The sequence below is a fragment of the Streptomyces sp. yr375 genome (assembly GCF_900110755.1).
In the GTDB taxonomy this organism is placed as follows: Bacteria; Actinomycetota; Actinomycetes; order Streptomycetales; family Streptomycetaceae; genus Streptomyces.
Window position 1 is genome coordinate 176520 of record NZ_FOFF01000007.1, and the last position, 24499, is coordinate 201018.

Consider the following 24499-nt stretch of genomic DNA (forward strand, 5'->3'; position numbering starts at 1 on the left):
CGGCGGCGTTCATGGCGTATGAAGTGGAGGCACCGAAGTACGTACGCCTCGCGCAGACCATCCAGCAACGCATCGAGGATGGCACCTATCCGCCCGGTACACGGGTGCCCAGCGAGAATCAGCTCGTGCAGTCCTTCGGGATGTCCCGTCCGACCGTCGTCCGGGCGCTGGAGCTGCTGAAGCGTGACGGCTGGCTGGAATCGCGGCAGGGCTTCGGCACGATCGTGCGCGGACGGCCGGCCGTCGTCGAGCACAAGGACCGCCGGGGGAGCGAAGCGCTCACACGGGATGAGACCCGGACGCCGGGCCGCCTGCTGGAGGTGGGTCAGGTTCCTGTTCCGGCGCGGGTCGCCTCCGCGCTTGGGCTGCCGAAGCGGGCCGAGGTTCTCGTCCGTCGATTCCTTGTCGTGGAGGACGGCGAACCTGTTGAGCTGGTGTCGTCGTACTTCCCCGACGGCATGGTCGACGGTACCGAGCTGGGGAGCGCCGAACCGCTGAGTGGCGGCAGCCGTGCACATCTGGAAGCACGCAAGAAGGTTCGCTTCGATCACGTGACGGAACGGGTCTCTGCTCGCCTGCCTGACCCTGGTGAGGCCGAGCTGCTGGAGCTTCCCGACGGTGTGCCCGTGCTGAGCGTCCTGGTCGTGGCGGCTGATGCTGCCGGTCAGGCGCTGCAAGTGTCTGACGTGCTCCTTCCCGCGGATCGGCAAGAGCTTGAAGACACCTACCGCTTGCGCTGACAGCTCTATGCCCGCGGCTGTCTCGTCGCCAGTCGGTAAACGAGGTACGTGAAGCCGAGGATGATGTCGGCGGCTGCCCATAGGCCGATGATGAGCCCCACACCGATCGTGGTTCCGACGTCGCTCGCGTCCTTGCACAGCTTCAAGTTGTCGCCGGTCAGCCCTCGACACTCTTCGGGTGTTCCGCTGCCGCTCGCGGCGCCTGTGATCACCCAGATCAGAAAGAGGATTTGGACTGCCAGGAAGATCCAGAGAAAGATCCTGTGGCGCTTCTTCGGCGGCGGGGCCGTCGTCCCATCATTGTGGTACCCACTTGACGGCGGGCCCTGAGTCGGTGCCTGCCAGGTGTCCGGAGCCGGCGAGGACCCCTGAGAGCCGCGCGGCCCCCATGAATGCGGCTCTTGAGCGCGGTGTTTGTTGTCCATGGCGCGCCCTCCTCTTGCTGCTGGGTTCATGATGCGCTCGCCCTCGTGGGCTGTCTCGTTGACCATGGCAAGTCACTTGACAAGTCAACTTGGCATCTCTAGCTTCGAACTTGCTAAGTCAACTTGTCAGGCTGGCAGGTTGATCGACTCAGAAGGAGAAATCTCTGTGCGTGTGATCCGCGTTGATGCCTCGACCGCCACGATCCTGCTCACCGAAGCGCCGGCGCCGAAGGTGCGTGACCGGCAGACCGGTGAGATCGCGAAGGACGCCGTGAGTGGCGAGGCGCTGATGACCATCGGCGTCGTGTACATCGACGAGGGTGAGTCGTCGCTGATCCAGGTCACCATCCCGGAGAGCGGAGTGACGGACGGTCTGACCGTCGGTGCTCCGGTCTCGCTGCCGGGGCTCGTCGCCCGGCCCTGGCAGTCCGTGTTCAACGGTCGCGAGCGGCACGGCATCGCCTACCGCGCCACGGCCGTCATGCCCGGTGCGTTCCATATGGCTCAGGCGGGCTGATCGACGTGACCGACCTGGTGACGTTGGCCGAGCTGGGCGGACCGCTCGCCGTGATGGGCGGCGCGGCCTACGCCCGGCACGCTCACCCGGCGGCGTACTGGTCCACGGTTGGGCTGCCGCTCTCGGTGGCCCGGCTGCTGGCCTCGTACTCCTCGACCATGGACGCCTGCGGGCTGACCGTCGAGCCGTCCCGGTGGCGGGCCCTGGCTGTCCGGGCGACTACCCGGCGGGAGGTGCGGCCGGTTCCCCCGCGTCGCGGAGTGATCCGGCCCAATGCGACTGGCCTGCGGGTACGGCTGCGGCTCGCTCCCGGGCAGGAACCTGCGGACGTGGCTGCCTCGGCCGAACGGCTGCGGCACGCCTGGGGTGTTCACGCCGTGTACGTGCGGGATGTGAAGCCCGGTGTGGTCGAACTGCGGCTCGTCGGGTACGACGTCTTGCGCAAGGTGCGGATGCCTCGGCAGGCCGATGGTGGGTTTCTGCGGGTGCCGGTGGCGCTGCGGGAGGACGCGACGGCGTTCGTCCGTGACTACCGCGCCGTACCGCATGAACTCGTCCTCGGCGCCACGCTGTCAGGCAAGTCCATGTACCTGCGGCACCTCGTCGCCGGCCTCGCCCGACAGCACGTCGCCCTCGTGGGTGTCGACTGCAAGCGCGGCGTGGAGCTGGCGCCGTTCGCCTCGCGGCTCTCCGCGCTGGCGACTGACCCCGACGAAGCGGCTGAGCTGCTGCCGGTCCTAGTCAAGGAAATGGAGGACCGATACGACCTGATCAAGGCCCGTCAGGGCATCGCGCCCGGCACCCCGGACGAGGAGATCACCTCGGATGTCTGGGGACTGCCCGAGAGCGAACGCCCCGCTCCCATCGTGCTGTTCGTCGACGAGGTCGCGGAACTCTTCCTCGTCGCCACCCGCAAGGATGAGGAACGGCGCGACGAGATGGTCACCCACCTCATCCGCCTGGCCCAGCTCGGCCGTGCGGCCGGCATCTACCTCGAAGTGTGCGGGCAGCGCTTCGGCGCCGAACTCGGCAAGGGCGCGACCATGCTCCGGGCCCAGCTCACCGGCCGTATCTGTCACCGCGTCAATGACGAAGCCTCCGCCAAGATGGCGCTCGGCGACATCGCGCCCGAAGCCGTCTACGCGGCCTGCACCATCGCTCCTGAACTCCCCGGCCTGGCCGTCGCCGGTGACACCTCCGGCGGCTGGTCTCGCATCCGAACTCCCTACCTGTCCCTCGCCGACGCCGCGGCCGTCTGCCGTGAGTCGGCGCACCTCGCCCCGGATGTTCCGGCGCTCGCGCCGTTCCGGCCGTACGTCCCGCCCGCGCCCGTGGAGGCGTCCGGACCGGTGACCGCTCCCCGCCCGGTCACCGAGTAACTCCCCACCTTCGCCCAGAACCACCGGTCGGCGCGGCCGTCCCGCGCCACGTCCCTACCCCCGCCATGCCCGAATCGGAGAGGAACTGCCCGTGACTGCGTCCATGGCCTTCTGCGCGGACGGCAACACCATCGTCCGCCTCTGTGAGTACGGCACGGTCCGTACCCCGCTCCTCACCCTCGACGGTGAGGGCCACTCCTTGACCGTGTCGGCCTTCGACCGGGTGCCCATCGCCGAACACCTGACGTTCGCCCGTGAGCTGGCCGCCGCCTGCGCCGACTACGTCAGGGCCCTGGAGACCTACGCCGCCGCCCTGCCCGACGGTGAGACGGACCGGGACGAGAGGCCGTGATGCGGCTTCCCGTCCGCGTGGACGCCGTACTCGTCCAAGCCCTCATCGCTGCCGCGCTGTCCTTCGCCCACCTTCACGACCTGGCCGCCGCTGCCGGGCAAGACGGCTGGAAGGCGTGGGCCTATCCGGTCTCCGTCGACCTGCTGTTGGTGGCGGCCTGGCGGCGGCTGCGCTCCGGTGGGTCGAAAGCGGCCGGGTGGTGCTGGTTCCTCGTCGCGCTGATCGCTTCGCTCGGAGCCAACGTCGTCACGGCCGGCCTGCTCGACCTGGACGCCGTACCGGCCTGGCTCCGCATCCTCGTCGCTGGATGGCCCGCGGTCGCCTTCCTCGGCGGAACCCTCCTCGCCCACGGCTCGACGGAAGAGCCGGAAGCGGTGACGACCCCGACGGCGGAACTGGTCGCCGTGGAAGCCGAGCCGGAACCGGCTCCGCCGTCCGCCACCCCGGTCCCGCCCGCCCTCGTCGCACACGCCCGCAGGGTCGCCGACGAACACCACGCCCGCACCGGATTCCCCATTGACACCTCGACCCTCCGCGCCCGGCTCGGCGTCCCGCTGCCGCTCGCCGAAGCCATCGCCACCCAACTCACCTGAACTCAGGAGCACTTCAACTCATGCGTCCGTCCACGCTCCGCGCTCTCAACCGTGCCGCCGAGCTGACCCGTCAGAACCGCCTCACCGAAGCAATGCTCATCGCCGAACCCGTGATCCTCACCGCCGACCCGGTCGAGGGCGCGGAGATCCGGCGGTGGCTGCTCGACCACGTCGCCGACTTCACCGGCGAGAACCACGACGAACCGAAGGAGCTGCCCTGATGTCCGCCACCCCGCGCTTCCGCCGCCTCGTCCGCATCGGACCCGTCCAGGTCGGCACCTACTACGACGGCCGGGGCCGCGAGAAGCACGCCGCCGTCTGCACGGCTCCGCGCTGCGGCTTCTCCGCCGACTACGACAGCCGCACCGCCGCCGAGCTGGCCGCCCGCACCCACCGCTGCCGCGTCCGCTGATCCGCTGAGGAGATTCCGTGACCGTCTCGCTCCCGCTCGTCTTCGTCCTGGGCGTCATCGCCTGGGCCGCGATCAAGTTCCTCGGCGTCCGCATCTGGGTCGCCGTCGTCATCGCGCTGTTCGGCTTCTGGCTCTCGCACACCTTCCTCGCCCCCGCCATCGAAACCGGCACCCGTACCGGAGTCGGCGTCGTCAACGGCAACGACAAGTGACAAGGAGGTACGCCGTGTTGTTCCGCCCGCACCTGCCCGACACCCCGCACCTGCCGACCACCAGCGCCACGCAGCACCAGGTGCAGGCCCCGGCACCGCCCGCCGGCCGCTCGCTCACCCCCTACGCGGGTGCGGTCGCCGCCGTGGTCGTCGTCGGCATCGTCCTCACTGCGCTCCTGGCAGCCGTCGCTGTCACGGCTATCTCGGTCGCCATCGCCGCCGTGGTCCTGCGCTCCCTCGTCACCGGCGCCAACAGGCGCTGACCGGCCTCCGGGGCGGCAAACGCCGCCAAGCATCCCGCCGCCCCGGGGCCGTCCCTCCCAACCACCGAAACAGCCGAAAGGGACTTCCATCCTTACGCACTCGACCCCGCCCCCGCTGGCGGAGCTGAGCACCCTCGCCGCCCTCGGCACCATGCCCGCCCTCGCGCGACAGCTCGCGGGCCTTGGCGGCTGCACCAACCCTGTACGCCTCGACGGACACCGCACTGAGTACGACATCGACACCCGCACGGGCGAGATCGGCAACCTCCTTCACCGCCTCGACTCGGCAACCCTCCCCGCCGGTCACCTCCTGGTCCGCTGCAACAACCGGCGGGCAACGCGTTGTGCGGCCTGTGCAGAGGTCTACCGGCGCGACACCTTCCAGCTGATCACCGCCGGCCTGCGGGGCGGCAAGGGCACCCCCGACCAGGTCGCCACCCACCCGCGCGTCTTCGCCACCTTCACCGCCCCTGGCTTCGGGCCGGTCCACAACCGCCGCACGGACGGCCGTGCCTGTCGCTGCGGCCTCCGTCACGACCAGGAGGACGCTGTACTCGGCACTCCGCTCGACCCGGACACCTACGACTACGAAGCGGCCGTTCTCTGGAACGCGCACGCCGGCGCCCTCTGGCGGCGCTTCTCGATCTACCTCCGCCGTGAGGTCGCCAAGCGCGCCGGTCTCACCCAACGCACCTTCCGCGACCACGCCCGCGTCTCCTTCGCGAAGGTGGCGGAATACCAGAAGCGCGGAGCGGTCCACTTCCATGCGGTCATCCGACTCGATGGACCGGAAGGCGGCGACACCCCGCCCCCGGCCTGGGCCACAGCCGAGCTGCTGACCGACGCCATTCGCGCTGCCGTGACCGCCTCCCGCGTCGAGGGCCCGGTGATCGACGGTCGGGCCCACTCCTTCACCTTCGGCCGTCAGCTCGACGTCCGGCCTATCCGCTCCGCCGACTTCGACGACGGCCAGGAGCTGACCGAGCGGGCCGTAGCGGCGTACATCGCGAAGTACGCCACCAAGGGCGCCGAGACGACGACCGGCACCCTGGACCGGCCGATCCGGTTCCTCGCCGAGCTGGCTCAGGCCCGGATCAGCGACCACGCCCGACGCCTGATCCGTACCGCCTGGACCCTCGGCGCACGCAAGGACCTGGAACACCTCCGCCTGCGCGCCTGGGCTCACATGCTCGGCTTCCGCGGCCACTTCTCCACCAAGTCCCGCCGCTACTCCACCACCCTCGGCGCCCTTCGTACCGCCCGCGCTGATTGGCGGCGGGCTCAGACGGCTCCGCCTGTCCCGCAGGCCGGCGAAACCACGCTCGTCCTCGCCCACTGGGTGTTCGCCGGTACAGGCCTCAGCGCTGCCGAGACCTGGCTTGCCGCAACCCTCGAACCCGCTCCCGGAACAGAAGGAGAACCCACCGCATGACCGCGGCCGCGCCCGAACTGCTCACCGTCCCGGAGGTCATGACCCGGCTCAAGGTCGGCCGCACCAAGGTGTACGACCTCATCCGCACCCGCCGCCTGGTCTCTATCAAGGTCGACGGCTGCCGCCGTATCCCGGACGACGCCGTACGCGCCTTCATCCGGCACCAGATGGGAGAAGCGGCCTGATGACCAAGCGTCGCAGCCGTGGTGACGGCGGCCTGCACTGGGACGAGAAGAGACAGCGGTGGATCGCCACGGCGAACCTTGGCTTCGACCCGAGCGGCAAGCGGATCGTCAAGCGGGGGAGTGGCAAGACCAAGACTGAGGCCAAGAACAAGCTCAAGGAGGTGTTGCGGGACCACGAAGACGGCCTCGCCATCGCGCCCACCAACTACACGGTCAAGGACGCGGTCACAGACTGGCTCGCCTACGGGCTGGCCGGCCTCGACCCCAACACCGTCGAGACCACCACGCTCCTCAGCGAGAAGCACGTCATCCCGTCACTCGGCGCTCGCAAGCTCCGCGACCTCAGTGCGGAGGACGTTGACCGCTGGCTGGCCACCAAGGCCAAGACGCTCAGCACCCGCACCCTCCAGTCACTCCACTCGTACCTGAACCGCGCGGTCAAGCGGGCCATGGCGCGGGACAAGGTGAAGCGCAACGTCGTCGAGCTGTGCTCGGTCCCCCAGGGGCAGGCTGGACGCCCATCCAAGGCGCTCACCTTCGCCCAGGCTGAGGCGGTGCTCAAGGGCGCCGAGGGGACCTCGATGCACGCCTACATCGTCCTCGCGCTGCTGACCGGGGCCCGCACCGAAGAACTCCGCGCCCTCACCTGGGACCATGTCTTCCTGAAAGGCCGTCCCGAAATGGACCCGCCGCAGCCTCCCCACATCGCCGTCTGGCGGTCGGTGCGGCGCACGGGAGACACCAAGACCCGGAAGTCCCGGCGCACCCTCGCCCTGCCGGCGCGCTGCGTCGAAGCGCTCTGGCAGCAATTCGAAGATCAAGGCTGGGATCGGCTCGCCGCTGACGACAAGTGGGAGGAACACGGCCTGGTCTTCTCCTCGGCCGTCGGCAAGCCGCTCGACGCTGCCAACGTCCGCCGCGCCTTCCGCCAGGCGCTCAAGGACGTCGACGGGATCAACGGAGACGAGTGGACGCCGCGGGAGCTCCGGCACAGCTTCGTGTCCCTGCTCTCCGACCGGGGCGTGCCGCTGGAAGAGATCTCCCGGCTCGTCGGCCACTCCGGTACGGCCGTCACCGAGGAGGTCTACCGGAAGCAGATCCGGCCCGTGATCCAGACCGGCGCCGTCGTCATGGATGGCATCTTCGGCACCGAGCAACAGCGGCCGTAAGCACGAAGCCAAAGCACTGAAGAATCGATAGTCACGCAGTTAGACACGCAGCAACGCCAGAGGGCCCTTACCGACTCGGTAAGGGCCCTCTGAACTGCTGTCTAGCTGTCGGGGTGGCGGGATTTGAACCCACGACCTCTTCGTCCCGAACGAAGCGCGCTGCCAAGCTGCGCTACACCCCGATGTCGCTGCTTGTCCTGCTTGTCGCGGCGACGTCGTTTACTTTAGCCCACTGGTGGCTGGAGACGAAATCCGGTTTTGGCGCGGTGGCGCAGGGGATTCGGGCGGGCGTGGTCGATGGCCACGAGGAGGACTGCGAGGGCGTAGAAGGCGAGGCCGAGGAGGAGGGCGTTGGCCAGGGCGTGCTTGTAGCCGTGGGCCTCGATGTCGAAGAAGGGGTAGAGGTAGCGGCCCGGTGTGCCGGGGTGGATCAGTTGGGCGCGGGTGAGGGAGAACGCCAGGTAGGCCAAGGGGTAGACCATCCACGTGGCGGCCCGGCGCAGGCGTAGTCCGCCCGGGGCGGTCAGCAGCAGCCAGTCCAGGACGGCGGCCACCGGTGTCACGGTGTGGACGAGGTGCACGGCGACCAGGTTCCAGCCGGTGGGGGCGGTCCCCGTGCCGGTCAGGGAGAAGGGGACGGCCGCGTCCGCCAGGAGCAGGTGGTAGACCAGGCCGGTGATCATGATGTAGAGCAGCGCGGCGCCGGTCAGGGCGGCGGGGAGAGGGCGGCGGGCCGTCCACGCGCGACGGGCCGACAGCAGCGTGACCAGGGCCAGCAGGATGTTGCTCTGGATCGCGAAGTGGCTGAGGACCCGCAGTGGGCTGCCGAGCAGGAGCGCGAGCGTCACGCCCGCGGCCGCCGTGCCGGCCGGCAGCAGGCGGAGGACGGCGGTCAGGGGGCGGCGAACGGGGGCCACCACCGCCGAGGCGGGGACGGAGGAGAGCAGGAGCGCGTGGGTCCGCGGAATCGCGGGCAGATCCGGGAGGTCCCTGGGTATCGGCGCGGTCATGCCCTCACGCTAGGCAGGGGGGCGGGAAGGGGCGATGCGGGTGAGCCGTTCGGGGGATCGGAACGGATCGGAACGGAACAGCCGACCTGCCTGCCTGTTTTCTAGCTACCTACCGGACGATCGTCTTTCGCGGGCTCCGCTCCCCGTCCTCGCCGCCCCCACCCCTACCGCTGCTCCTTCTCGACCAACGTCAGCAACGTCACCTCCGGTGGGCATGCGAACCTCACCGGGGTGTAGCGGTTCGTGCCGCAGCCTGCTGAGACGTGGAGGTAGGACGTACGGCCCTGTGCCGTGTGTGTCGACAGGCCCTTCACGCGGTCCGTGTCCAGGTCGCAGTTGGTGACCAGGGCACCGTAGAAGGGGATGCAGAGCTGGCCGCCGTGGGTGTGGCCGGCCAGGATCAGGGGGTAGTCGTCGGCCGTGTAGGAGTCCAGGACGCGCAGGTACGGCGCGTGCACCACGCCCATCGAGAAGTCGGACGACGCCGACGGGCCGCCGGCCACCCGTGCGTAGCGGTCGCGCTTGATGTGCGGGTCGTCCAGTCCCGTCAGCTCCACCGAGACGCCCTCGACCTTCAGCACGCCCCGGGTGTTCGTCAGGTTGAGCCAGCCCGACGCGTCGAAGCCGTCGCGCAGGTCCTCCCACGGGTTGTGGATCACGCCGACGGCGGGCGCGTTGCCGTTCAGACCGTGGCGGCCCTGGGCCTTCTCGAAGAGGTAGCGGGCGGGGTTGCGCAGCTTCGGGCCGTAGTAGTCGTTCGAGCCGAAGACGTACGCGCCCGGGAACTCCATCAGCGGCCCGAGGGCGTCCAGGACCTCGGGGACGCCCTCCGGGTCGGACAGGTTGTCGCCCGTGTTGATCACGAAGTCGGGGCGCAGGCCGGCCAGTGAGCGCAGCCAGCGCTGCTTCTTGCGCTGGCCGCCGACCATGTGGATGTCGGAGACCTGCAACACGCGCAGGGGGCGCATTCCGGCGGGGAGGACGGGGACCGTCACCCGTCGGAGGCGGAAGGAGCGGGCCTCGAAACCCGCCGCGTACACCAGACCGGCGGCGCCGGCCGCCGCCATGGACAGTGGTACTCCGTATCGCGCGCGCATACGTCCATCGTGTCAGACGCCGCCGACGGTTCCACCCGCACCGCCCCTCAGGGTCTTCCCTGGTCTTCCCCCTAAGTGCCGTTCCCCTACGGGACTTTCGGCGTGCTTCCCTCGTCCTCCCCTAAATGAACGGGCGTCCGGCCGTCCACACCTGCGACAATCAAACCCATGACCACCCTCAAGTCGAAGCTGCAGGAAGACCTCAACGCCGCGATCAGGGGGCGTGACGAGCTGCGCTCCTCGACGCTCCGGCTGACGCTCACCGCGATCACCAAGGAGGAGGTCGCGGGCACGTCGAAGCGCGAGCTGTCCGACGACGAGGTGCTCAAGGTGATCACCAAGGAGGCGAAGAAGCGCCGCGAGGCGGCCGACGCCTTCGCGCAGGGTGGTCGCGCCGAGAGCGCCGAGCGGGAGAAGGCGGAGGGCGAGCTGCTCGCCACGTACCTCCCCAAGCAGCTCAGCGACGAGGAGCTGGACGACATCGTCGGCCAGGCCGTCCAGGAGGCGAAGGCGGCCGGCGCCGAGGGGCCGCGGGCCATGGGTGCCGTCATGAAGATCGTGAACCCGAAGGTGGCCGGTCTGGCGGAGGGCGGCCGCGTCGCCGCCGTCGTCAAGAAGCTGCTCGCGGGCTGACCCAGCCGCCCGCATATAGGTCCTCGCACGCCGGCCCATGCACGCCGGCCCATGCACGCCGGCCCATGCACGCCGGCCCATGCACGCCGGCCCATGCACGCCGGTCCGCGCACACCGGTCCTTGCACGGCGAACGGCCCCTGCCTCTCCGTACGGGAAGACTCTCCGTACTGCGAGAAGCAGGGGCCGTTCGCTGTGTTCCTACTCCTACTCCTACTCCTACTCCTACTCCTACTCCTACTCCTACTCCAGCTCCAGATGCCGGCCGGCGAAATCAGCCGCGCCTGCCTCCGTTGCCGTTTCCGTTGGTCTGGCCCTGGAAGAAGGTGCCGCCGCTGTTGGCGTTGTTGCCGCCGTCGGTCGCGCCGTTGGTGAGGAGGCCGCCGATGAAGCCGTCGTCGTTGTTGTCGCCGGTGCCGCCGTTGTCGTTGCCGCCGGTGGTGTTGTTGCCGTTCCCGTTTCCGTTGCCCGGGGTCTTGGCCGCCGGCGGGTTGGGGATGTCGACGAGGTTGAACTCCGCCGCTTCCTTGCCCTCCAGCGCGCCGGTCATGGCGTCGCGCCAGATCGGGCCGGGGGTGTCGCCGCCGTAGACCTGCGCGTGGTAGACGCCGCCGATGGTGATGTCGGTCATCTCGACCTTCTGGGTGGCGCTGCCGACCCAGACGGCGCCCGCGAGGTTCGGCGTGTAGCCGACGAACCAGGCGTTCTTGCGGGAGTCCGTCGTACCGGTCTTACCGGCGTTGTCGCGGCCGGAGAGACCGGCCTGCCGGCCCGTACCGGAGTCGGTCACTCCGCTGAGCAGCGTGTTGATGGTGTCCGCGGTCTTCTCGCTCATCGCGCGCGAGCAGGTCGACTTGGGCACCTCCAGCGACTTCTTCGCGCCGCCCACGATCTGGGTGATCGACTCGATGGCGATCGGCGTGCAGTACATGCCCCGGCTGGCGAAGGCCGCGTACGCGGTGGCCATCGTCAGGGGGGAGAGGCCGGTGGAGCCGAGGGTCATCGACGAGGGCACCTCGGGCACCTTGTCGCCGTTGCCCTGGACCACGCCCAGCTTGTCGGTCATCTTCACCACGGGGCACATGCCGATGTCGGCGAGCATCTGCACGAAGTAGGTGTTGACCGACAGCTCCATGGCCTTCTTGAGCTGGTACGGCCCCTTCTCCGACTCGCTCTCGTTCTCCAGCGTGTCGTTGCCCTGGTTGGTCCACGGCTTGCTGCTGCACGTCTGGACCGAGGCCGGGTACGACATCTGGTACGGCGCCGAGTAGGACTGGTTCGCCGGGCGGCCCTCCTCGAGAGCCGCCGCCGCCACGAACGGCTTGAAGGTCGAACCGGTCGGGAAGCCGTAGTTCGAGCCGCCCATGGAGGCGTTGACCGAGTAGTTGTACTCGGTCTCGTTCTTGCCGTAGCCGTACGGCTTCGACTGGCCCATGCCGACGATCTTGCCGGTGCCGGGCTCGACGAGCGTGGCGGCCGCGGCGACCTTGTCCGACTTGTAGACGTGGTCCTTGAGCGAGTCCTGGACGGACTTCTGCGACTGCGGCTCCAGCGTCGTCCGGATCGTCAGACCGCCCTGGTTCCAGACCTTCGCCCGCTGCTCCTTGGTCTTGCCGAAGACCGGGTCGCTGAGGAAGACCCGCTCGACGTACTTGCAGAAGAAGCTGGCGCCCTGGACGGCCGTGATGCAGCCGTTCTTCGGCTGGGTGACCTTCAGGCCCAGCGGGGCCTGCTGCGCCGTGGCGGCCTCGGCCTCCGAGATGTCGCCGACCTCGGCCATGCGCTTCAGCACGGTGTTACGGCGCTTGACGGCCTCGGCCTCGTCGTTGACGGGGTCGTAGCGGCTGGGCGACTGGACGATGCCGGCCAGCAGCGCGGCCTGCGGGAGGGTGAGGTCCTTGGCGTGCGTGGAGAAGTAGCGCTGGGAGGCGGCCTCCACGCCGTAGGCCTGCTGACCGAAGAACGTGATGTTCAGGTAGTTCTCGAGGATCTTCTTCTTGCCGAGCTCCTCCTCCACCTGGATCGCGTACTTCAGCTCCTTGATCTTGCGGCCGATGGTCTGCTGGGTGGCCTGGGCGACCTTCGTCGGGTCGTCGCCGGCCTCCTCCACGAAGACGTTCTTCACGTACTGCTGGGTGAGCGTCGAAGCGCCCTGGGAGACGCCGCTGCTCTGCACGTTCTTGTTGAGCGCGCGCAGGACGCCCTTCAGGTCGATCGCCCCGTGCACATAGAAGCGCGAGTCCTCGATCGCGACGATCGCCTTCTGCATGTACGGCGAGATGTTCTTCAGGTCGACGACCGTGCGGTCACGGGAGTAGACCGTGGCGATCTGGCCGCCCTCGGCGTCGAGGATCGTGGTGCGCTGGCTCAGCGGCGGTGTCTTCAGGTTGGCCGGGAGTTCGTCGAACGACTCCACCGACCCCTTGGCGGCCAGGCCCAGCGCGCCGAACGCGGGTAGGGCGATACCGGCCAGCACCGCTCCCGCGAGAACACTGACACCGAGGAACTTGGCGGCCTGCTGGGTTGGGGACAGACCACCGCCCGAGCGCTTTTTTGGCATGGGGGCAGCCTACGTTCTGATTCGCCGGACACGCGTCAATGCCTTGGCCTAAGCTGCTCTCAACTGTCACAGCAGCAGGGCTACGTATCAATACGTCCGGCGACCCCGAATCGTTCCGGAAGTTCCCCAACTTTTTTGGTGGGTGCGTGTCCGAATCCGCCTTGTGTGTCACCCGGCGTCCGTTGTGACTCAAGTGAACTACCCCTTTTGTCGGGATAGTGCCGTATGTCGCAGGCTCACTCCCCCGGGTGATCTGCCGCTTACCCATAGTCCGTTCGGGCCATTCAAGATTGGGCCCGAAGGGGGTGTTGCGCTGTGCCCACCTTCCGTAACGTCCTCAACTGGCGGCGGTGAATATGCCGCTGCCGCCGTGGGGGAGCCTCGATTCGGGAGAGGACGGCGCCGGTATGGGCTGGGTAACCGACTGGAGTGCGCAGGCCGCCTGCCGCACTACCGATCCGGATGAACTGTTTGTTCAGGGAGCAGCGCAGAACAGGGCCAAGGCGGTGTGCACCGGGTGCCCGGTACGCACCGAATGCCTGGCCGACGCGCTGGACAACCGCGTCGAGTTCGGCGTGTGGGGAGGCATGACGGAGCGCGAGCGCCGCGCACTGCTGCGCAGGCGGCCCACGGTGACCTCGTGGCGTCGGCTCCTGGAGACAGCGCGTTCGGAGTACGAGCGCGGCGTGGGCATCCTGCCGCTCGACGACGACGAGATCTACGAGCACTACGCGGCGGTGGGCTGAGCAACACCCTGCAACAGCCTCTGGCCAGGCGTCAGGCGTCAGGCGCGTCGGGGGACTCGGGCGGCTCGGGTAGCTCCGGCCGGTTGGCCGCGAGCCTGTTTCCGATGTCCCGCAGCCCCGTCAGGTCGTGCACATCACCGGGCAGTGCGGCCACTTCGGCGACCGCCACCTCGGGGTGGAGCGAGGTGAAGCGGTCACGCGTGCGCTGCTCACGCGAGAGCAGGTGCATGCGTTCCGCGTGCAGCCTCAACAGGCTTGCGGTGAGGTCGTCCACGGACCGGTCGGCGGCGGTGTCGGTATCGGGTGCCGGAGCCGCCGGATCGGTGACCGGAGATTCTGGACTGCCGTGCGGGTCTGAACTGCCGTACGTGTCGGGAGAGTTACGAAGTCCAGCTTTCCCACCGTCCTGATCGACAATGCCGGGCTCTTCAAGATTTTCGGCGTGCCCGGCATGCCCGGCGCGTTCGGTGGGCCCGAAGTGCTCCGCATGCTCTGCGTGTTCGGCGTCGAGGTTCTCCGCAGCGGCGAGGGCCCGCTCGGCGGACAGGTGGGCGGCGCCGCTGCCGTGGACGCGGTTGAGCACCAGACCGGCCAGCGGCATGTCCTCGGCGGCCAGCCGCTCCACGAAGTACGCGGCCTCCCGCAGCGCGTCCCGCTCGGGAGCCGCCACCACCAGGAACGCCGTACCGGGCGCCTGGAGCAGCTTGTACGTGGCGTCCGCGCGCGTGCGGAAGCCGCCGAACATCGAGTCCATCGCCGCCACGAACGTCTGCACGTCCTTCAGCAGTTGCCCGCCGAGCAGCTTGCCGAGCGCGCCGGTCATCATCGACATGCCGACGTTCAGGAACTTCATCCCCGCGCGGCCGCCGACCTTGGCGGGCGCGAGCAGGACGCGGATCAACTTGCCGTCCAGGAACGACCCGAGGCGCTTCGGCGCGTCCAGGAAGTCCAGCGCCGAGCGCGAGGGCGGGGTGTCGACGACGATCAGGTCCCACGCGTCCCGCGCGCGCAGTTGACCCAGCTTCTCCATCGCCATGTACTCCTGCGTGCCCGCGAAGCCCGCCGAGAGCGACTGGTAGAACGGGTTGCCCAGGATCGAGGATGCCCGGTCGGGGTCCGCGTGCGCCTCGACGATCTCGTCGAAGGTGCGCTTCATGTCGAGCATCATCGCGTGCAACTCGCCATCCCCCTCGACGCCTTTGACGCGGCGCGGGGTGTTGTCGAGCGAGTCGATGCCCATGGACTGCGCGAGCCGGCGCGCCGGGTCGATGGTGAGCACCACCACCTTGCGGCCGCGCTCGGCCGCCCTGAGCCCCAGCGCCGCCGCCGTGGTCGTCTTGCCGACGCCGCCCGAGCCGCAGCAGACGACGATGCGGGTCGTCGGGTCGTCGAGCAGCGGATCGAGGTCGAGCACGGGCGCGGGGGAGAGGCGGTGACGGGCGCCCCCCTGGCCACGGCTCTTGCCGCTGCTCCTGTCCTGGACCTTGCCTGGGCCGCTGCCCTCGTCCTGCTCGTCCGGGTCCTTGTCGTGGGCCGTGGTTCCCTTGCCGTGAGCCTGGTCCGGACTCATGCGATCCCCTGCTTCCGCAGTTCGGTGGCGAGCTGGTACAGGCCCGCGAGGTCCATGCCCTCGGCGAGCAACGGCAGTTCGTGCAACGGCAGGTCCAGCTCGCCCAGGACCGCGCGCTGCTCGCGCTCCAGCGCGTACCGCTCCGCGTACTCCCCGGCCTGCTTCAGGAGCGGATCCACCAGCCGCTCCGCGTGCCCGCCGCGCCGCGCCCCGCCGAGCCCGGCCGCGGACAACGACCGGGCAACAGAAGAACGCGCCACGGTCCGTACGAGTTCCAGCCCGTCCTCGTCCAGCACCTCGGGCCGCACCATGTTGACGATGACCCGCCCCACCGGCAGCTTCGCCGCCCGCAGTTCGGCGATGCCGTCGGCGGTCTCCTGGACCGGCATCTCCTCGAGCAGCGTCACCATGTGCACGGCCGTCTCCGCCGACTTCAGCACGCGCATCACCGCCTGCGCCTGATTGTGTATCGGGCCGATCCTGGCCAGCCCGGCGACCTCGTCGTTGACGTTCAGAAAGCGGGTGACGCGGCCCGTGGGCGGGGCGTCCATGACGACGTAGTCGTACACGAACCGCCCGTTGCGGTCCTTGCGCCGGACCGCCTCGCACGCCTTGCCGGTGAGGAGCACGTCCCGCAGACCCGGGGCGACGGTGGTGGCGAAGTCGATGGCGCCGAGCTTCTTCAGGGCCCGTCCGGCGCCCCCCAGCTTGTAGAACATCTGGAGGTAGTCCAGAAGGGCCAGTTCGGGATCGATGGCCAGTGCGTACACCTCACCGCCCCCGGGGGCGACGGCGATCTTCCGTTCCTCATAAGGCAACGCCTCCGTCTCGAAGACCTGCGCGATGCCCTGCCTGCCCTCCACCTCGACGAGAAGCGTCCGCTTCCCCGCCGTGGCGAGGGCAAGCGCGAGGGCGGCGGCGACCGTCGTCTTACCGGTCCCGCCCTTGCCGCTGACGACCTGGAGCCTGCTCACGTCTTCGAGCGTAACCAGTCGGCGCCCGAGGCAACCGGGAGGCTGTGGATAACCAGGGCGCCCGGGGGTCGTCAATCGGCCACATGGCCTGTGGACCAGGGCCTTGGTCAACAGCGGATACAGTCGGCCCATGACCAAGTGGGAATACGCAACCGTGCCGCTGCTCGTCCACGCCACGAAGCAGATTCTGGACACCTGGGGCGAGGACGGCTGGGAGCTCGTCCAGGTCGTGCCCGGGCCGAACAACCCGGAGCAGCTCGTCGCCTACCTGAAGCGGGCGAAGGCGTGAGCGCGGTCGAGGCGAGGCTCGCCGAGCTGGGCCTGACCCTGCCGGCGGTCGTGCCGCCCCTCGCGGCGTACCAGCCCGCCGTGCAGTCCGGCCCGTACGTGTACACGGCCGGCCAGTTGCCCATGGTGGAGGGCAAGCTGCCGGTCACCGGCAAGGTCGGCGCGGAGGTCACCCCCGAGGAGGCCAAGGAGCTGGCCCGAACCTGCGCGCTGAACGCCCTGGCCGCCGTCAAGTCGGTCGTCGGCGACCTGGACCGCATCGCGCGCGTGGTGAAGGTCGTCGGCTTCGTGGCGTCGGCCTCGGACTTCACCGGCCAGCCCGCCGTCCTCAACGGCGCGAGCGAGCTGCTGGGCGAGGTGCTGGGCGACAAGGGCGTGCACGCGCGCAGTGCGGTGGGTGTCGCGGTCCTGCCGCTGGACGCGCCCGTGGAGGTCGAGATCCAGGTCGAGATCGTCCCGTAGGCGCTGCTGCGGACGTCCTATAGGCGCTTTGTCGGCACCTCATAGGCACGCTCTGACCTCGGGAACCTCTCGAACATTCGCGCACCACGGGATAGCCTCGCGCCCATGGCGAATGGGCAGTGGTTTCCCCAGGACTGGCCGGAACGTATCCGCGCGCTCACGGACGGCACCCTCGTTCCGGTCGTTCCCAAGCGCGCGGCCACGGTCATGCTCCTGAAGGACACCGACGACGGCGGACCCGTCGTCCACATGCTGCGCAGACGCGCCTCCATGGCCTTCGCCGGAGGCGCGTACGCCTATCCCGGCGGCGGCGTCGACCCCCGAGACGACGACCTGCACGTCCGCTGGGCGGGCCCCACGCGCGCGTGGTGGGCCGAGCGGCTCGGCGTCGACGAGACGGCGGCCCAGGCGATCGTCTGCGCGGCGGTGCGCGAGACCTACGAGGAGGCCGGCGTCCTGCTCGCCGGACCGACGCCCGACTCCGTCGTCGGCGACACCACGGGCGCGGACTGGGAGGCCGACCGGGCCGCGGTGGCCGCCCGCGACCTGTCCTTCGCGGAGTTCCTCGACCGCCGCGGCCTGGTCCTGCGCTCCGACCTCCTCGGCGCTTGGACGCGCTGGATCACCCCGGAGTTCGAGCCCCGCCGCTACGACACCTGGTTCTTCGTGGCCGCGCTCCCCGCGGGCCAGCGCACCCGCAACGCCTCCACGGAGGCCGACCGCACGGTGTGGATCCGCCCCTCGGACGCGGCGGCCTCGTACGACAAGGGCGAGCTGCTGATGATGCCGCCGACCATCGCGACCCTGCGCAGGCTCGCCCCGCACGCCACGGCCGCCGAGGCGCTCGCCGCGGCCCCCGGCCAGGACCTGGCCCCCGTCCTCGCGCAGGCCCGCCTGGACGGCGACGAGGTCGTCCTGTCCTGGCCGGGACACGACGAGTTCACCAAGCACATCCCGATCGGGACGACGGGCGGGGGGACCGCATGACCGACGCAGCCGCCCTCCCCGGTCAGCCGCGCGGCGGGGTCCTCTCCGGCCGGGCCACCACGCGCGCGGTCAACGTCCTCGCGCCGAACGCCTCCGCGATGACCCTGGACGGCACGAACACCTGGATCGTCTCCGAGCCCGACTCCGAGCTGGCGGTCGTGATCGACCCCGGCCCACTGGACGACGGCCACCTCCGCGCGGTCGTCGACACCGCCGAACAGGCCGGCAAGCGCGTCGCCCTGACCCTGCTGACCCACGGCCACCCCGACCATGCCGAGGGCGCCGCCCGCTTCGCCGGGCTGACCGGCACGAAGGTACGGGCCCTGGACCCGGCGCTGCGGCTGGGCGAGGAGGGCCTGGGCGCCGGGGACGTGATCACCGTGGGCGGCCTGGAGCTGCGGATCGTCGTGACGCCCGGCCACACCGCCGACTCGCTCTGCTTCCACCTCCCGGCCGACCGGGCCGTCCTGACCGGCGACACCATCCTGGGACGCGGTACGACCGTCGTCGCGCATCCGGACGGCCGCCTGGGCGACTATCTGGACTCCCTGCGACGCCTGAGGTCCCTCACGGTCGACGACGGCGTCCACACGGTGCTCCCGGGCCACGGACCCGTCCTGGAGGACGCCCAGGGCGCCGTCGAGTTCTACCTCGCCCACCGCGCCCACCGCCTCGCCCAGGTCGAGACGGCCGTCGAGGACGGCCTCCGCACCCCCGCCGAGGTCGTCGCCCACGTCTACGCCGACGTCGACCGCTCCCTGTGGCCGGCGGCGGAACTGTCGGTACGCGCCCAACTCGAGTACCTGACGGAGCACGGGCTCATCTAGGGCGTGTCCAGGGCGCGTCGAGGGGGCGGCTCAACACGCTCTCGAACCAGTCGGCGCAGCGCTCGGCGAGCTCCTCGACCGTGCCGGATGCCTGGAAGAAGCCGCGCTCGGGCGACTCGTCGAGGTTGAAGAGCTGGTCACGGACCTTCCCCGCCCGCGCGTGGGTGCCGTGGAAGTGCACGGCCCACTCGCCGAGCAGCAGCCGGCGCTCCTCGTCGAGACGGCAGACATGGACGAGCAGCGACGAGTCGTCCTCGGGCCGTCCGACCTGGCTGGGAGCCCACGGCACCCGCCAGGCGGCGGCTCGGGCGCGCAGGGCGGCGAGGAAGGCGAGTTCGGCCTCGTCGAAGTCCCAGGGCTCCTCGCCGTACTCCTCGGGGTCCTCGACCTCGAACCACGGGCGGCCCGGTGCGTCGTCGTCGCGGGACATCTAGCCGTCCTCGGGTCTGGGGGCCTTCACGCCGTGCACGCGCGCGTACTCCCGTGTGAGCCAGGGGCCGAGATCGTCGACGTAGGACGCGAGGACGGCGCGGTCGCCGGTCGGCTCGTACCCGAGGACGGCGGCCGTACGGAGCTGCTCCGCGCGCTGCGGGTAGTACGCGCCGAACGCCTCCGCCATCTCGTGCAGGTCGCTCGTCCAGCCGTTCCAGCGGGGCATGACGAGGGTGAACGCGGTGCGTACGAGGTGTCGGGACATGAACCGGACGAGTGGCCGCAGGGCGTCGTCCGCGTCGGTCGCCGCCGCGATCCGCGCGCGCCAGCGCGGTAGGAGCAGGGCGAGGTCGCCGTTGGTCTCGCGCGCGAGCAGCGAGTCGGGACGGTAGCGGGGGAGGTGCTCGGCGAGGTCCTCCCCGAGCAGGGGCGTGCACAGGCAGGCCACGAACCACCCCAGGTCGTACCGCTCCAACTCGCTCAGCACGCGCGCGTGGCCGACGAGCAGCGTCCCACCGCCGTCGATCTGCGCGAACTCCTCGTCGAGGGCCCGGTCGAGCGCCCGCCCGTCGGCCCGGTCCGCGTCGGTCGGCTCCGCGCGCAGGACGACCAGGAGGTCCAGGTCGCTGCGCCCCACGCGCGCGGTGCCGCGCGGGATCGACCCGTAGAGGTACGCGCTGTGCAGCCGACCGCCGAAGCACTTCGGGATCCGCTCCCGGGCAGCCGCGACGACGGGCCGAAACGCAAGCGGCACGCGCGCGAGAGAGCCTTCGCGGACGATGCAACCCTGCGCATCGAGCCCTTGGCGGCGAACATGTTCACCGCCGGTCACGACAACCAGCCCGTCCGGCGTTTGCGGACGAGGCCCCTTCAGGGCCGATAGCGGGGGCCTGGGGGCGACAGCCCCCAGTAACGGTCACACCGACCAACCTCAACCCCGTAACGGCTCCCCCAGCGGCTAGCGCGACCGCTTGGCCAGTCGCTCCACGTCCAGCAGGATGACCGCCCGCGCCTCCAGGCGGAGCCACCCGCGCTGGGCGAAGTCCGCCAGCGCCTTGTTCACGGTCTCGCGCGACGCGCCGACGAGCTGGGCCAGCTCCTCCTGCGTCAGGTCGTGGACGACGTGGATGCCTTCCTCGGACTGCACGCCGAAGCGGCGCGAGAGGTCCAGCAGGGCGCGGGCCACGCGGCCCGGGACGTCCGAGAAGACCAGGTCGGACATGGCGTCGTTGGTCTTGCGCAGGCGCCGGGCGACGGCGCGCAGCAGCGCGGTGGCCACCTCGGGCCGGGCGTTCAGCCAGGGCTGGAGGTCGCCGTGGCCGAGGCCCAGGAGCTTGACCTCGGTGAGGGCCGTCGCCGTCGCCGTACGCGGGCCCGGGTCGAAGAGCGACAGCTCGCCGATCAGCTCGCTGGGGCCCACCACGGCCAGCATGTTCTCCCGGCCGTCCGGGGACGTGCGGTGGAGCTTGACCTTGCCCTCGGTGACGACGTAGAGCCGGTCGCCCGGGTCGCCCTCGTGGAACAGGGAGTCGCCACGGGCCAGGGTCACCTCGCTCATGGAGGCGCGCAGTTCGGCGGCCTGCTCGTCGTCGAGTGCCGCGAAGAGCGGGTTGCGCCGCAGGACGTCGTCCACGAGTTCTCTCCTTGTCGACCTGCTCAGGGGATCTTGCTCCCCCGCTTACCAGGGGACCGTGTTCCCCATTTTGCCGGACGGTCCAAACAGTGTGATCTGTCACAAGGATGCCGCACACGTGTCCCGAGGTAAGCGGCAGGGGTCCAATTGGGGGCTGATCTTCAGGGTCCGGGGCGGATGTCAGTGCCGGGCTTTAGGCTGGTCGGGTGTCCAAATCGCCGGTGAGAGCTCAGGCCCAGGGGGCTGGGCGGGTGGTTGTACGTCGCGTTTCCGCTGTGGGCGAACAGGACTCCGGCGGTGGTAGGAAAACGGCAAAGGTGACAAAAGAGATGCCTGCGAAGAAACCGGCCGGGACGGGGAAGCCCGAGGTGGGGAAGGCCGAGGCGGCGAAGTCCGAGGTGGGCAAGCCCGAGTCCCGTACCGCCCTCGTCCGCCGCGCCCGCCGCATCAACCGCGAACTCGCCGAGATCTACCCGTACGCCCACCCCGAGCTGGACTTCGAGAACCCCTTCCAACTGGTCGTCGCCACGGTCCTGTCCGCCCAGACCACCGACCTCCGGGTGAACCAGACGACCCCCGGCCTCTTCGCCAAGTACCCCACCCCCGAGGACCTGGCCGCCGCCGACCCGGAGGAGGTCGAGGAGATCCTCCGCCCCACGGGCTTCTTCCGGGCCAAGACGAGGTCGGTGATAGGCCTCTCCAAGGCCCTGGTGGAGGAGTTCGGCGGCGAGGTCCCCGGGCGGCTCGAGGACCTGGTCAAGCTGCCCGGCGTCGGCCGCAAGACGGCCTTCGTGGTGTTGGGGAACGCGTTCGGCCGACCCGGGATCACCGTCGACACGCACTTCCAGCGGCTCGTGCGGCGCTGGAAGTGGACCGAGGCGACCGAGCCCGACAAGATCGAGACCGCGATCGGCGCGCTCTTCCCCAAGAGCGAGTGGACGATGCTCTCGCACCATGTGATCTTCCACGGCCGCCGCATCTGCCACGCCCGCAAGCCCGCCTGCGGCGCCTGCCCCATCGCCCCGCTCTGCCCGGCGTACGGCGAGGGCGAGACGGATCCGGAGAAGGCGAAGAAGCTCCTGAAGTACGAGAAGGGCGGCTTCCCGGGCCAGCGCCTGAACCCGCCCCAGTCCTACCTGGACGCGGGCGGCAGGCCGGCGCCGCCGCTGGGGGCCGGATGACGCAAGGGCCGACGGCGACCACGGACCGGCCCACGCGACGAGCCGCAGAGCGATCGGCGCGACGAACCACAGAGCGATCCGCCGGACGATCCGCCACACGATTCGCGGAACGATCTGTCGGTGCTCGGGAGTTGGACTTGGCAGAACGGGGGGTGGTGGGGCGATGACGCGTGCGAGCAATACCCAGAGCGATAGCGATACCGAGAGTGGCACCCAGGGCGGTACTCAGGGCAGTACTCAAGGCGGCACCCGGGGTGATGTCCGGGGCAATGTAAGGGGCGATGTCCAGCCCGGTCCGGTGACGGTCAGCCAGGAGGGGCTGCCCGGCTGGCTGGACCCGGTCGTGCACGCGGCCCGGACGGTCCAGCCGCGCCAGCTCAGCCGCTTCCTGCCCCCGGAGAACGGCACGGGCCGCCAGTCGGCCGTCCTGATCCTGTTCGGCGCCGGCGGGCACGGCCCCGAGCTGCTGCTCATGGAGCGCGCCGGCTCCCTGCGCTCCCACGCGGGCCAGCCCTCCTTCCCCGGCGGCGCCCTCGACCCGGCGGACGGCGACCCGCACGGTGACGGGCCGCTGCGGGCCGCGCTGCGCGAGGCCGAGGAGGAGACCGGCCTCGATCCGTCCGGCGTCCAGCTCTTCGGCGTCCTGCCCAAGCTGTACATCCCGGTCAGCGGCTTCGTCGTCACCCCGGTCCTGGGCTGGTGGCGCGAGCCGAGCCCGGTGGGCGTCGTCGATCCCGGCGAGACGGCCCGCGTCTTCACGGTCCCCGTGGCGGATCTCACAAATCCGGACAACCGGGCCACGGCCCTGCACCCCAGCGGCTACCGCGGCCCGGCATTCCTGGTCGAATCCGCCCTTGTGTGGGGGTTCACGGCCGGTGTCATCGACCGATTGCTGCACTTCGCGGGCTGGGAGCAGCCCTGGGACCGCGAGAAGCAGGTCCCGCTCGACTGGCGGTCATGACAGGGTGTCGCTCGTGAATGTGCTGGACATCCTGTTGCTGGTCGCGGCCGTATGGTTCGCGGTCGTCGGCTACCGCCAGGGGTTCGTCGTCGGCATCCTGTCGGTGATCGGCTTCCTGGGCGGCGGCCTCGTCGCCGTCTACCTGCTGCCCGTGATCTGGGACGCCCTGACCGACAACTCCGAGGTGAGTACCACGGCCGCCGTCGTCGCGGTCATCGTCGTGATCGTCTGCGCCTCGATCGGCCAGGCCCTCACCACCCACCTCGGCAACAAGCTGCGCCGGTACATCACCTGGTCCCCGGCCCGCGCGCTGGACGCGACGGGCGGCGCGCTGGTCAACGTCGTGGCGATGCTGCTGGTGGCCTGGCTGATCGGGTCCGCGCTCGCCGGCACCACCCTGCCGACCCTCGGCAAGGAGGTCCGTAGCTCCACGGTGCTGCACGGGGTGTCCGAGGCGCTGCCCGACCAGGCCGACACCTGGTTCGCCGACTTCTCCTCCGTCCTCGCGCAGAACGGCTTCCCGCAGGTCTTCAGCCCGTTCTCCAACGAGCCGATCACCGACGTCCAGCCGCCCGACCCGGCCCTCGCGGGCAGCGCGGTTGCCAAGCGCGCGCAGCGCTCCATCGTCAAGGTCATGGGCACCGCCGAGAGTTGCGGCAAGGTCCTGGAGGGCACCGGCTTCGTCTTCGGCGAGCGCCGCGTCATGACCAACGCGCACGTCGTGGGCGGCGTCGACGAGCCCACCGTCCAGATAGGCGGCGAGGGCCGCAAGTACGACGCCACGGTCGTCCTGTACGACTGGAAGCGCGACATCGCCGTCCTGGACGTACCGGATCTCGACGCGCCCGCGCTGCGGTTCAGCACCGAGGACGCGCGCAGCAGCGACGGCGCGATCGTCGCCGGGTTCCCGGAGAACGGGTCGTACGACGTCCGTGCCGCGCGCGTACGCGGCCGCATCACGGCCAACGGCCCGGACATCTACCACCGCACGACCGTCCGCCGTGACGTGTACTCGCTGTACGCGACCGTCCGTCAGGGCAACTCCGGAGGCCCGCTGCTCACCCCCGACGGCAAGGTGTACGGCGTGGTCTTCGCGAAGTCCCTCGACGACGCCGAAACCGGCTACGCCCTCACCGTGGACGAGATCCAGCAGGACATCACCGCGGGACGTACGGCAGGCCAGCAGGTGGACAGCGACAGTTGCGCCCTCTAGGACGGCCCCGGGACCCCTAAGGGGCTCGGGGCGTCAGCCTCGTGGGTGACGCAGGCGGACCGAGACCCAGCGGGCCCGGCGTCGCAGGATGCGCGGAATGCCCACCCGGAGGTCGGAATCCGGCAGTTGTGGGTCGGCACCCCGTTGGTGCGGGCTCAGGCCACTGGCCGAGCGGCGGTTGCGCGGTGCGTCACTGTAGTCGTGCGTCCAGCCCATACCCCGACGTCTGCCCCTGCCCGAAGGTCGA

The 24499-nt window shown here is 70.1% G+C and carries 31 protein-coding genes and 1 tRNA gene; 21 read left to right on the forward strand and 11 right to left on the reverse strand.

What is annotated here, in order from left to right; genetic code table 11:
• Positions 1-11: 11 nt before the first annotated feature.
• The gene (locus BMZ82_RS10630; protein WP_093774166.1) at positions 12-740 is read left to right on the forward strand and encodes a GntR family transcriptional regulator; all 729 of its coding nucleotides are present in this window, start codon (positions 12-14) and stop codon (positions 738-740) included.
• Between the two features lie 5 nt (positions 741-745).
• Here BMZ82_RS10630 and BMZ82_RS10635 read toward each other — a convergent pair whose 3' ends face one another.
• The gene (locus BMZ82_RS10635) at positions 746-1165 is read right to left on the reverse strand and encodes a hypothetical protein (protein ID WP_093774167.1); all 420 of its coding nucleotides are present in this window, start codon (positions 1163-1165) and stop codon (positions 746-748) included.
• 166 nt (positions 1166-1331) lie between these two features.
• On the opposite strand from BMZ82_RS10635, the gene BMZ82_RS10640 reads away from it, so the two are divergent.
• The 11 genes from BMZ82_RS10640 (at position 1332) to xerC (ending at position 7679) form a co-directional block, all read left to right on the forward strand.
• Positions 1332-1682, forward strand: coding sequence for an SCO3933 family regulatory protein (locus BMZ82_RS10640; RefSeq protein ID WP_093774169.1), 351 nt, complete (start codon positions 1332-1334; stop codon positions 1680-1682).
• A 5-nt stretch (positions 1683-1687) separates the two neighbouring features.
• The gene (locus BMZ82_RS10645) at positions 1688-3061 is read left to right on the forward strand and encodes an FtsK/SpoIIIE domain-containing protein (RefSeq protein ID WP_093774171.1); all 1374 of its coding nucleotides are present in this window, start codon (positions 1688-1690) and stop codon (positions 3059-3061) included.
• Positions 3062-3152: 91 nt separating this feature from the next.
• A complete protein-coding gene (locus BMZ82_RS10650) occupies positions 3153-3413 on the forward strand; it encodes a hypothetical protein (RefSeq protein WP_093774172.1) in 261 nt (86 codons plus the stop codon).
• Complete coding sequence (locus tag BMZ82_RS10655; protein WP_177244447.1) at positions 3413-4006, forward strand: DUF2637 domain-containing protein; 594 nt, start codon at positions 3413-3415, stop codon at positions 4004-4006. Before BMZ82_RS10650 ends, BMZ82_RS10655 begins: the two co-directional genes overlap by 1 nt.
• A 20-nt stretch (positions 4007-4026) precedes the next feature.
• Positions 4027-4227 carry a hypothetical protein gene (locus BMZ82_RS10660; RefSeq protein ID WP_093774174.1) on the forward strand — a complete coding sequence of 67 codons (201 nt, stop codon included), beginning with the start codon at positions 4027-4029 and terminating at the stop codon, positions 4225-4227.
• Entirely contained in the window at positions 4227-4418 is a 192-nt protein-coding gene (locus tag BMZ82_RS10665) for a mobile element transfer protein (RefSeq protein ID WP_093774176.1), read from the forward strand. The genes BMZ82_RS10660 and BMZ82_RS10665 overlap by 1 nt, the downstream gene beginning before the upstream one ends.
• Before the next feature lie 17 nt (positions 4419-4435).
• Positions 4436-4630, forward strand: coding sequence for a hypothetical protein (locus BMZ82_RS10670; RefSeq protein WP_093774178.1), 195 nt, complete (start codon positions 4436-4438; stop codon positions 4628-4630).
• A gap of 17 nt (positions 4631-4647) precedes the next feature.
• On the forward strand, positions 4648-4893 hold the full coding sequence (locus tag BMZ82_RS10675) for a SpdD protein (protein WP_093774299.1): 246 nt from the start codon (positions 4648-4650) through the stop codon (positions 4891-4893).
• 151 nt (positions 4894-5044) lie between these two features.
• The gene (locus BMZ82_RS10680) at positions 5045-6325 is read left to right on the forward strand and encodes a replication initiator (protein WP_093774180.1); all 1281 of its coding nucleotides are present in this window, start codon (positions 5045-5047) and stop codon (positions 6323-6325) included.
• Positions 6322-6510, forward strand: a complete 189-nt coding sequence (locus BMZ82_RS10685) for a helix-turn-helix domain-containing protein (RefSeq protein WP_093774182.1) — start codon at positions 6322-6324, stop codon at positions 6508-6510. The genes BMZ82_RS10680 and BMZ82_RS10685 overlap by 4 nt, the downstream gene beginning before the upstream one ends.
• The gene (gene xerC, locus BMZ82_RS10690) at positions 6510-7679 is read left to right on the forward strand and encodes a site-specific integrase (RefSeq protein ID WP_093774184.1); all 1170 of its coding nucleotides are present in this window, start codon (positions 6510-6512) and stop codon (positions 7677-7679) included. The genes BMZ82_RS10685 and xerC overlap by 1 nt, the downstream gene beginning before the upstream one ends.
• A gap of 108 nt (positions 7680-7787) precedes the next feature.
• Here the strand turns inward: xerC and BMZ82_RS10695 are convergent.
• The 3 genes from BMZ82_RS10695 to BMZ82_RS10705 all read right to left on the reverse strand — a co-directional run bounded on the left by BMZ82_RS10695 (position 7788) and on the right by BMZ82_RS10705 (position 9786).
• Positions 7788-7861, reverse strand: a tRNA-Pro gene (locus BMZ82_RS10695).
• A gap of 42 nt (positions 7862-7903) precedes the next feature.
• Complete coding sequence (locus BMZ82_RS10700) at positions 7904-8689, reverse strand: Pr6Pr family membrane protein (RefSeq protein WP_093774186.1); 786 nt, start codon at positions 8687-8689, stop codon at positions 7904-7906.
• Between the two features lie 164 nt (positions 8690-8853).
• Positions 8854-9786: a metallophosphoesterase gene (locus BMZ82_RS10705; RefSeq protein WP_093774188.1), complete on the reverse strand. Its 933-nt coding sequence runs from the start codon at positions 9784-9786 to the stop codon at positions 8854-8856.
• 168 nt (positions 9787-9954) lie between these two features.
• Between BMZ82_RS10705 and BMZ82_RS10710 the strand changes: the two genes are divergently transcribed.
• Entirely contained in the window at positions 9955-10419 is a 465-nt protein-coding gene (locus tag BMZ82_RS10710; RefSeq protein ID WP_093774190.1) for a GatB/YqeY domain-containing protein, read from the forward strand.
• A gap of 273 nt (positions 10420-10692) precedes the next feature.
• On the opposite strand, the gene BMZ82_RS10715 is transcribed toward BMZ82_RS10710, so the two are convergent.
• A complete protein-coding gene (locus BMZ82_RS10715) occupies positions 10693-12978 on the reverse strand; it encodes a transglycosylase domain-containing protein (RefSeq protein ID WP_093774192.1) in 2286 nt (761 codons plus the stop codon).
• A 407-nt stretch (positions 12979-13385) separates the two neighbouring features.
• Here BMZ82_RS10715 and wblA point away from each other — a divergent pair, with 407 nt between their 5' ends.
• Positions 13386-13724, forward strand: a complete 339-nt coding sequence (wblA, locus tag BMZ82_RS10725; RefSeq protein ID WP_177244448.1) for a transcriptional regulator WblA — start codon at positions 13386-13388, stop codon at positions 13722-13724.
• Positions 13725-13755: 31 nt separating this feature from the next.
• Here wblA and BMZ82_RS10730 read toward each other — a convergent pair whose 3' ends face one another.
• Both BMZ82_RS10730 and BMZ82_RS10735 read right to left on the reverse strand, forming a co-directional pair.
• Positions 13756-15294 (reverse strand): ATPase BagB, encoded by a 1539-nt coding sequence (locus BMZ82_RS10730; protein WP_256251846.1) that lies wholly within the window; start codon positions 15292-15294, stop codon positions 13756-13758.
• Positions 15291-16268: an ATPase BagA gene (locus BMZ82_RS10735; protein ID WP_093774198.1), complete on the reverse strand. Its 978-nt coding sequence runs from the start codon at positions 16266-16268 to the stop codon at positions 15291-15293. Before BMZ82_RS10735 ends, BMZ82_RS10730 begins: the two co-directional genes overlap by 4 nt.
• A gap of 130 nt (positions 16269-16398) precedes the next feature.
• Here BMZ82_RS10735 and BMZ82_RS10740 point away from each other — a divergent pair, with 130 nt between their 5' ends.
• The 4 genes from BMZ82_RS10740 (at position 16399) to BMZ82_RS10755 (ending at position 18832) form a co-directional block, all read left to right on the forward strand.
• Positions 16399-16557, forward strand: a complete 159-nt coding sequence (locus BMZ82_RS10740) for a Sp36 family protein (protein WP_020129281.1) — start codon at positions 16399-16401, stop codon at positions 16555-16557.
• Positions 16554-17018, forward strand: coding sequence for a RidA family protein (locus BMZ82_RS10745; RefSeq protein ID WP_093774200.1), 465 nt, complete (start codon positions 16554-16556; stop codon positions 17016-17018). The genes BMZ82_RS10740 and BMZ82_RS10745 overlap by 4 nt, the downstream gene beginning before the upstream one ends.
• 105 nt (positions 17019-17123) lie before the next feature.
• Positions 17124-18005, forward strand: coding sequence for an NUDIX hydrolase (locus BMZ82_RS10750; RefSeq protein WP_093774202.1), 882 nt, complete (start codon positions 17124-17126; stop codon positions 18003-18005).
• Positions 18002-18832 carry an MBL fold metallo-hydrolase gene (locus tag BMZ82_RS10755; RefSeq protein ID WP_093774204.1) on the forward strand — a complete coding sequence of 277 codons (831 nt, stop codon included), beginning with the start codon at positions 18002-18004 and terminating at the stop codon, positions 18830-18832. Before BMZ82_RS10750 ends, BMZ82_RS10755 begins: the two co-directional genes overlap by 4 nt.
• Here the strand turns inward: BMZ82_RS10755 and BMZ82_RS10760 are convergent.
• From BMZ82_RS10760 to BMZ82_RS10770, 3 genes are all read right to left on the reverse strand, one after another.
• Complete coding sequence (locus BMZ82_RS10760) at positions 18825-19262, reverse strand: hypothetical protein (RefSeq protein ID WP_256251847.1); 438 nt, start codon at positions 19260-19262, stop codon at positions 18825-18827. The two genes, BMZ82_RS10755 and BMZ82_RS10760, sit on opposite strands and share 8 nt — an antisense overlap.
• A complete protein-coding gene (locus tag BMZ82_RS10765) occupies positions 19263-20096 on the reverse strand; it encodes a nucleotidyltransferase domain-containing protein (protein ID WP_093774206.1) in 834 nt (277 codons plus the stop codon).
• Between the two features lie 126 nt (positions 20097-20222).
• A complete protein-coding gene (locus BMZ82_RS10770; protein WP_020129286.1) occupies positions 20223-20897 on the reverse strand; it encodes a Crp/Fnr family transcriptional regulator in 675 nt (224 codons plus the stop codon).
• Between the two features lie 329 nt (positions 20898-21226).
• Between BMZ82_RS10770 and nth the strand changes: the two genes are divergently transcribed.
• From nth to BMZ82_RS10785, 3 genes are all read left to right on the forward strand, one after another.
• Entirely contained in the window at positions 21227-22078 is an 852-nt protein-coding gene (nth, locus tag BMZ82_RS10775) for an endonuclease III (RefSeq protein ID WP_256251848.1), read from the forward strand.
• Positions 22079-22376: 298 nt separating this feature from the next.
• Positions 22377-23039 carry an NUDIX hydrolase gene (locus tag BMZ82_RS10780; RefSeq protein WP_371271184.1) on the forward strand — a complete coding sequence of 221 codons (663 nt, stop codon included), beginning with the start codon at positions 22377-22379 and terminating at the stop codon, positions 23037-23039.
• A gap of 13 nt (positions 23040-23052) precedes the next feature.
• Complete coding sequence (locus BMZ82_RS10785; RefSeq protein WP_093774303.1) at positions 23053-24252, forward strand: MarP family serine protease; 1200 nt, start codon at positions 23053-23055, stop codon at positions 24250-24252.
• Between the two features lie 33 nt (positions 24253-24285).
• On the opposite strand, the gene BMZ82_RS41690 is transcribed toward BMZ82_RS10785, so the two are convergent.
• Positions 24286-24468, reverse strand: coding sequence for a hypothetical protein (locus tag BMZ82_RS41690; RefSeq protein ID WP_093774212.1), 183 nt, complete (start codon positions 24466-24468; stop codon positions 24286-24288).
• Between the last annotated feature and the right edge of the window lie 31 nt (positions 24469-24499).

What these genes read in the sequence shown, in the direction of transcription:
- BMZ82_RS10630 (WP_093774166.1), top strand. Translation starts at nt 12, where the DNA reads ATGGCGTATGAAGTGGAGGCACCGAAGTACGTACGCCTCGCGCAGACC.
- BMZ82_RS10635 (WP_093774167.1), bottom strand. Translation starts at nt 1,165, where the DNA reads ATGGACAACAAACACCGCGCTCAAGAGCCGCATTCATGGGGGCCGCGC.
- BMZ82_RS10655 (WP_177244447.1), top strand. Translation starts at nt 3,413, where the DNA reads ATGCGGCTTCCCGTCCGCGTGGACGCCGTACTCGTCCAAGCCCTCATC.
- BMZ82_RS10660 (WP_093774174.1), top strand. Translation starts at nt 4,027, where the DNA reads ATGCGTCCGTCCACGCTCCGCGCTCTCAACCGTGCCGCCGAGCTGACC.
- BMZ82_RS10665 (WP_093774176.1), top strand. Translation starts at nt 4,227, where the DNA reads ATGTCCGCCACCCCGCGCTTCCGCCGCCTCGTCCGCATCGGACCCGTC.
- BMZ82_RS10680 (WP_093774180.1), top strand. Translation starts at nt 5,045, where the DNA reads ATGCCCGCCCTCGCGCGACAGCTCGCGGGCCTTGGCGGCTGCACCAAC.
- BMZ82_RS10685 (WP_093774182.1), top strand. Translation starts at nt 6,322, where the DNA reads ATGACCGCGGCCGCGCCCGAACTGCTCACCGTCCCGGAGGTCATGACC.
- xerC (WP_093774184.1), top strand. Translation starts at nt 6,510, where the DNA reads ATGACCAAGCGTCGCAGCCGTGGTGACGGCGGCCTGCACTGGGACGAG.
- BMZ82_RS10700 (WP_093774186.1), bottom strand. Translation starts at nt 8,689, where the DNA reads ATGACCGCGCCGATACCCAGGGACCTCCCGGATCTGCCCGCGATTCCG.
- BMZ82_RS10705 (WP_093774188.1), bottom strand. Translation starts at nt 9,786, where the DNA reads ATGCGCGCGCGATACGGAGTACCACTGTCCATGGCGGCGGCCGGCGCC.
- BMZ82_RS10710 (WP_093774190.1), top strand. Translation starts at nt 9,955, where the DNA reads ATGACCACCCTCAAGTCGAAGCTGCAGGAAGACCTCAACGCCGCGATC.
- BMZ82_RS10715 (WP_093774192.1), bottom strand. Translation starts at nt 12,978, where the DNA reads ATGCCAAAAAAGCGCTCGGGCGGTGGTCTGTCCCCAACCCAGCAGGCC.
- wblA (WP_177244448.1), top strand. Translation starts at nt 13,386, where the DNA reads ATGGGCTGGGTAACCGACTGGAGTGCGCAGGCCGCCTGCCGCACTACC.
- BMZ82_RS10730 (WP_256251846.1), bottom strand. Translation starts at nt 15,294, where the DNA reads ATGAGTCCGGACCAGGCTCACGGCAAGGGAACCACGGCCCACGACAAG.
- BMZ82_RS10740 (WP_020129281.1), top strand. Translation starts at nt 16,399, where the DNA reads ATGACCAAGTGGGAATACGCAACCGTGCCGCTGCTCGTCCACGCCACG.
- BMZ82_RS10750 (WP_093774202.1), top strand. Translation starts at nt 17,124, where the DNA reads ATGGCGAATGGGCAGTGGTTTCCCCAGGACTGGCCGGAACGTATCCGC.
- BMZ82_RS10755 (WP_093774204.1), top strand. Translation starts at nt 18,002, where the DNA reads ATGACCGACGCAGCCGCCCTCCCCGGTCAGCCGCGCGGCGGGGTCCTC.
- BMZ82_RS10760 (WP_256251847.1), bottom strand. Translation starts at nt 19,262, where the DNA reads ATGTCCCGCGACGACGACGCACCGGGCCGCCCGTGGTTCGAGGTCGAG.
- nth (WP_256251848.1), top strand. Translation starts at nt 21,227, where the DNA reads ATGCCTGCGAAGAAACCGGCCGGGACGGGGAAGCCCGAGGTGGGGAAG.
- BMZ82_RS41690 (WP_093774212.1), bottom strand. Translation starts at nt 24,468, where the DNA reads ATGGGCTGGACGCACGACTACAGTGACGCACCGCGCAACCGCCGCTCG.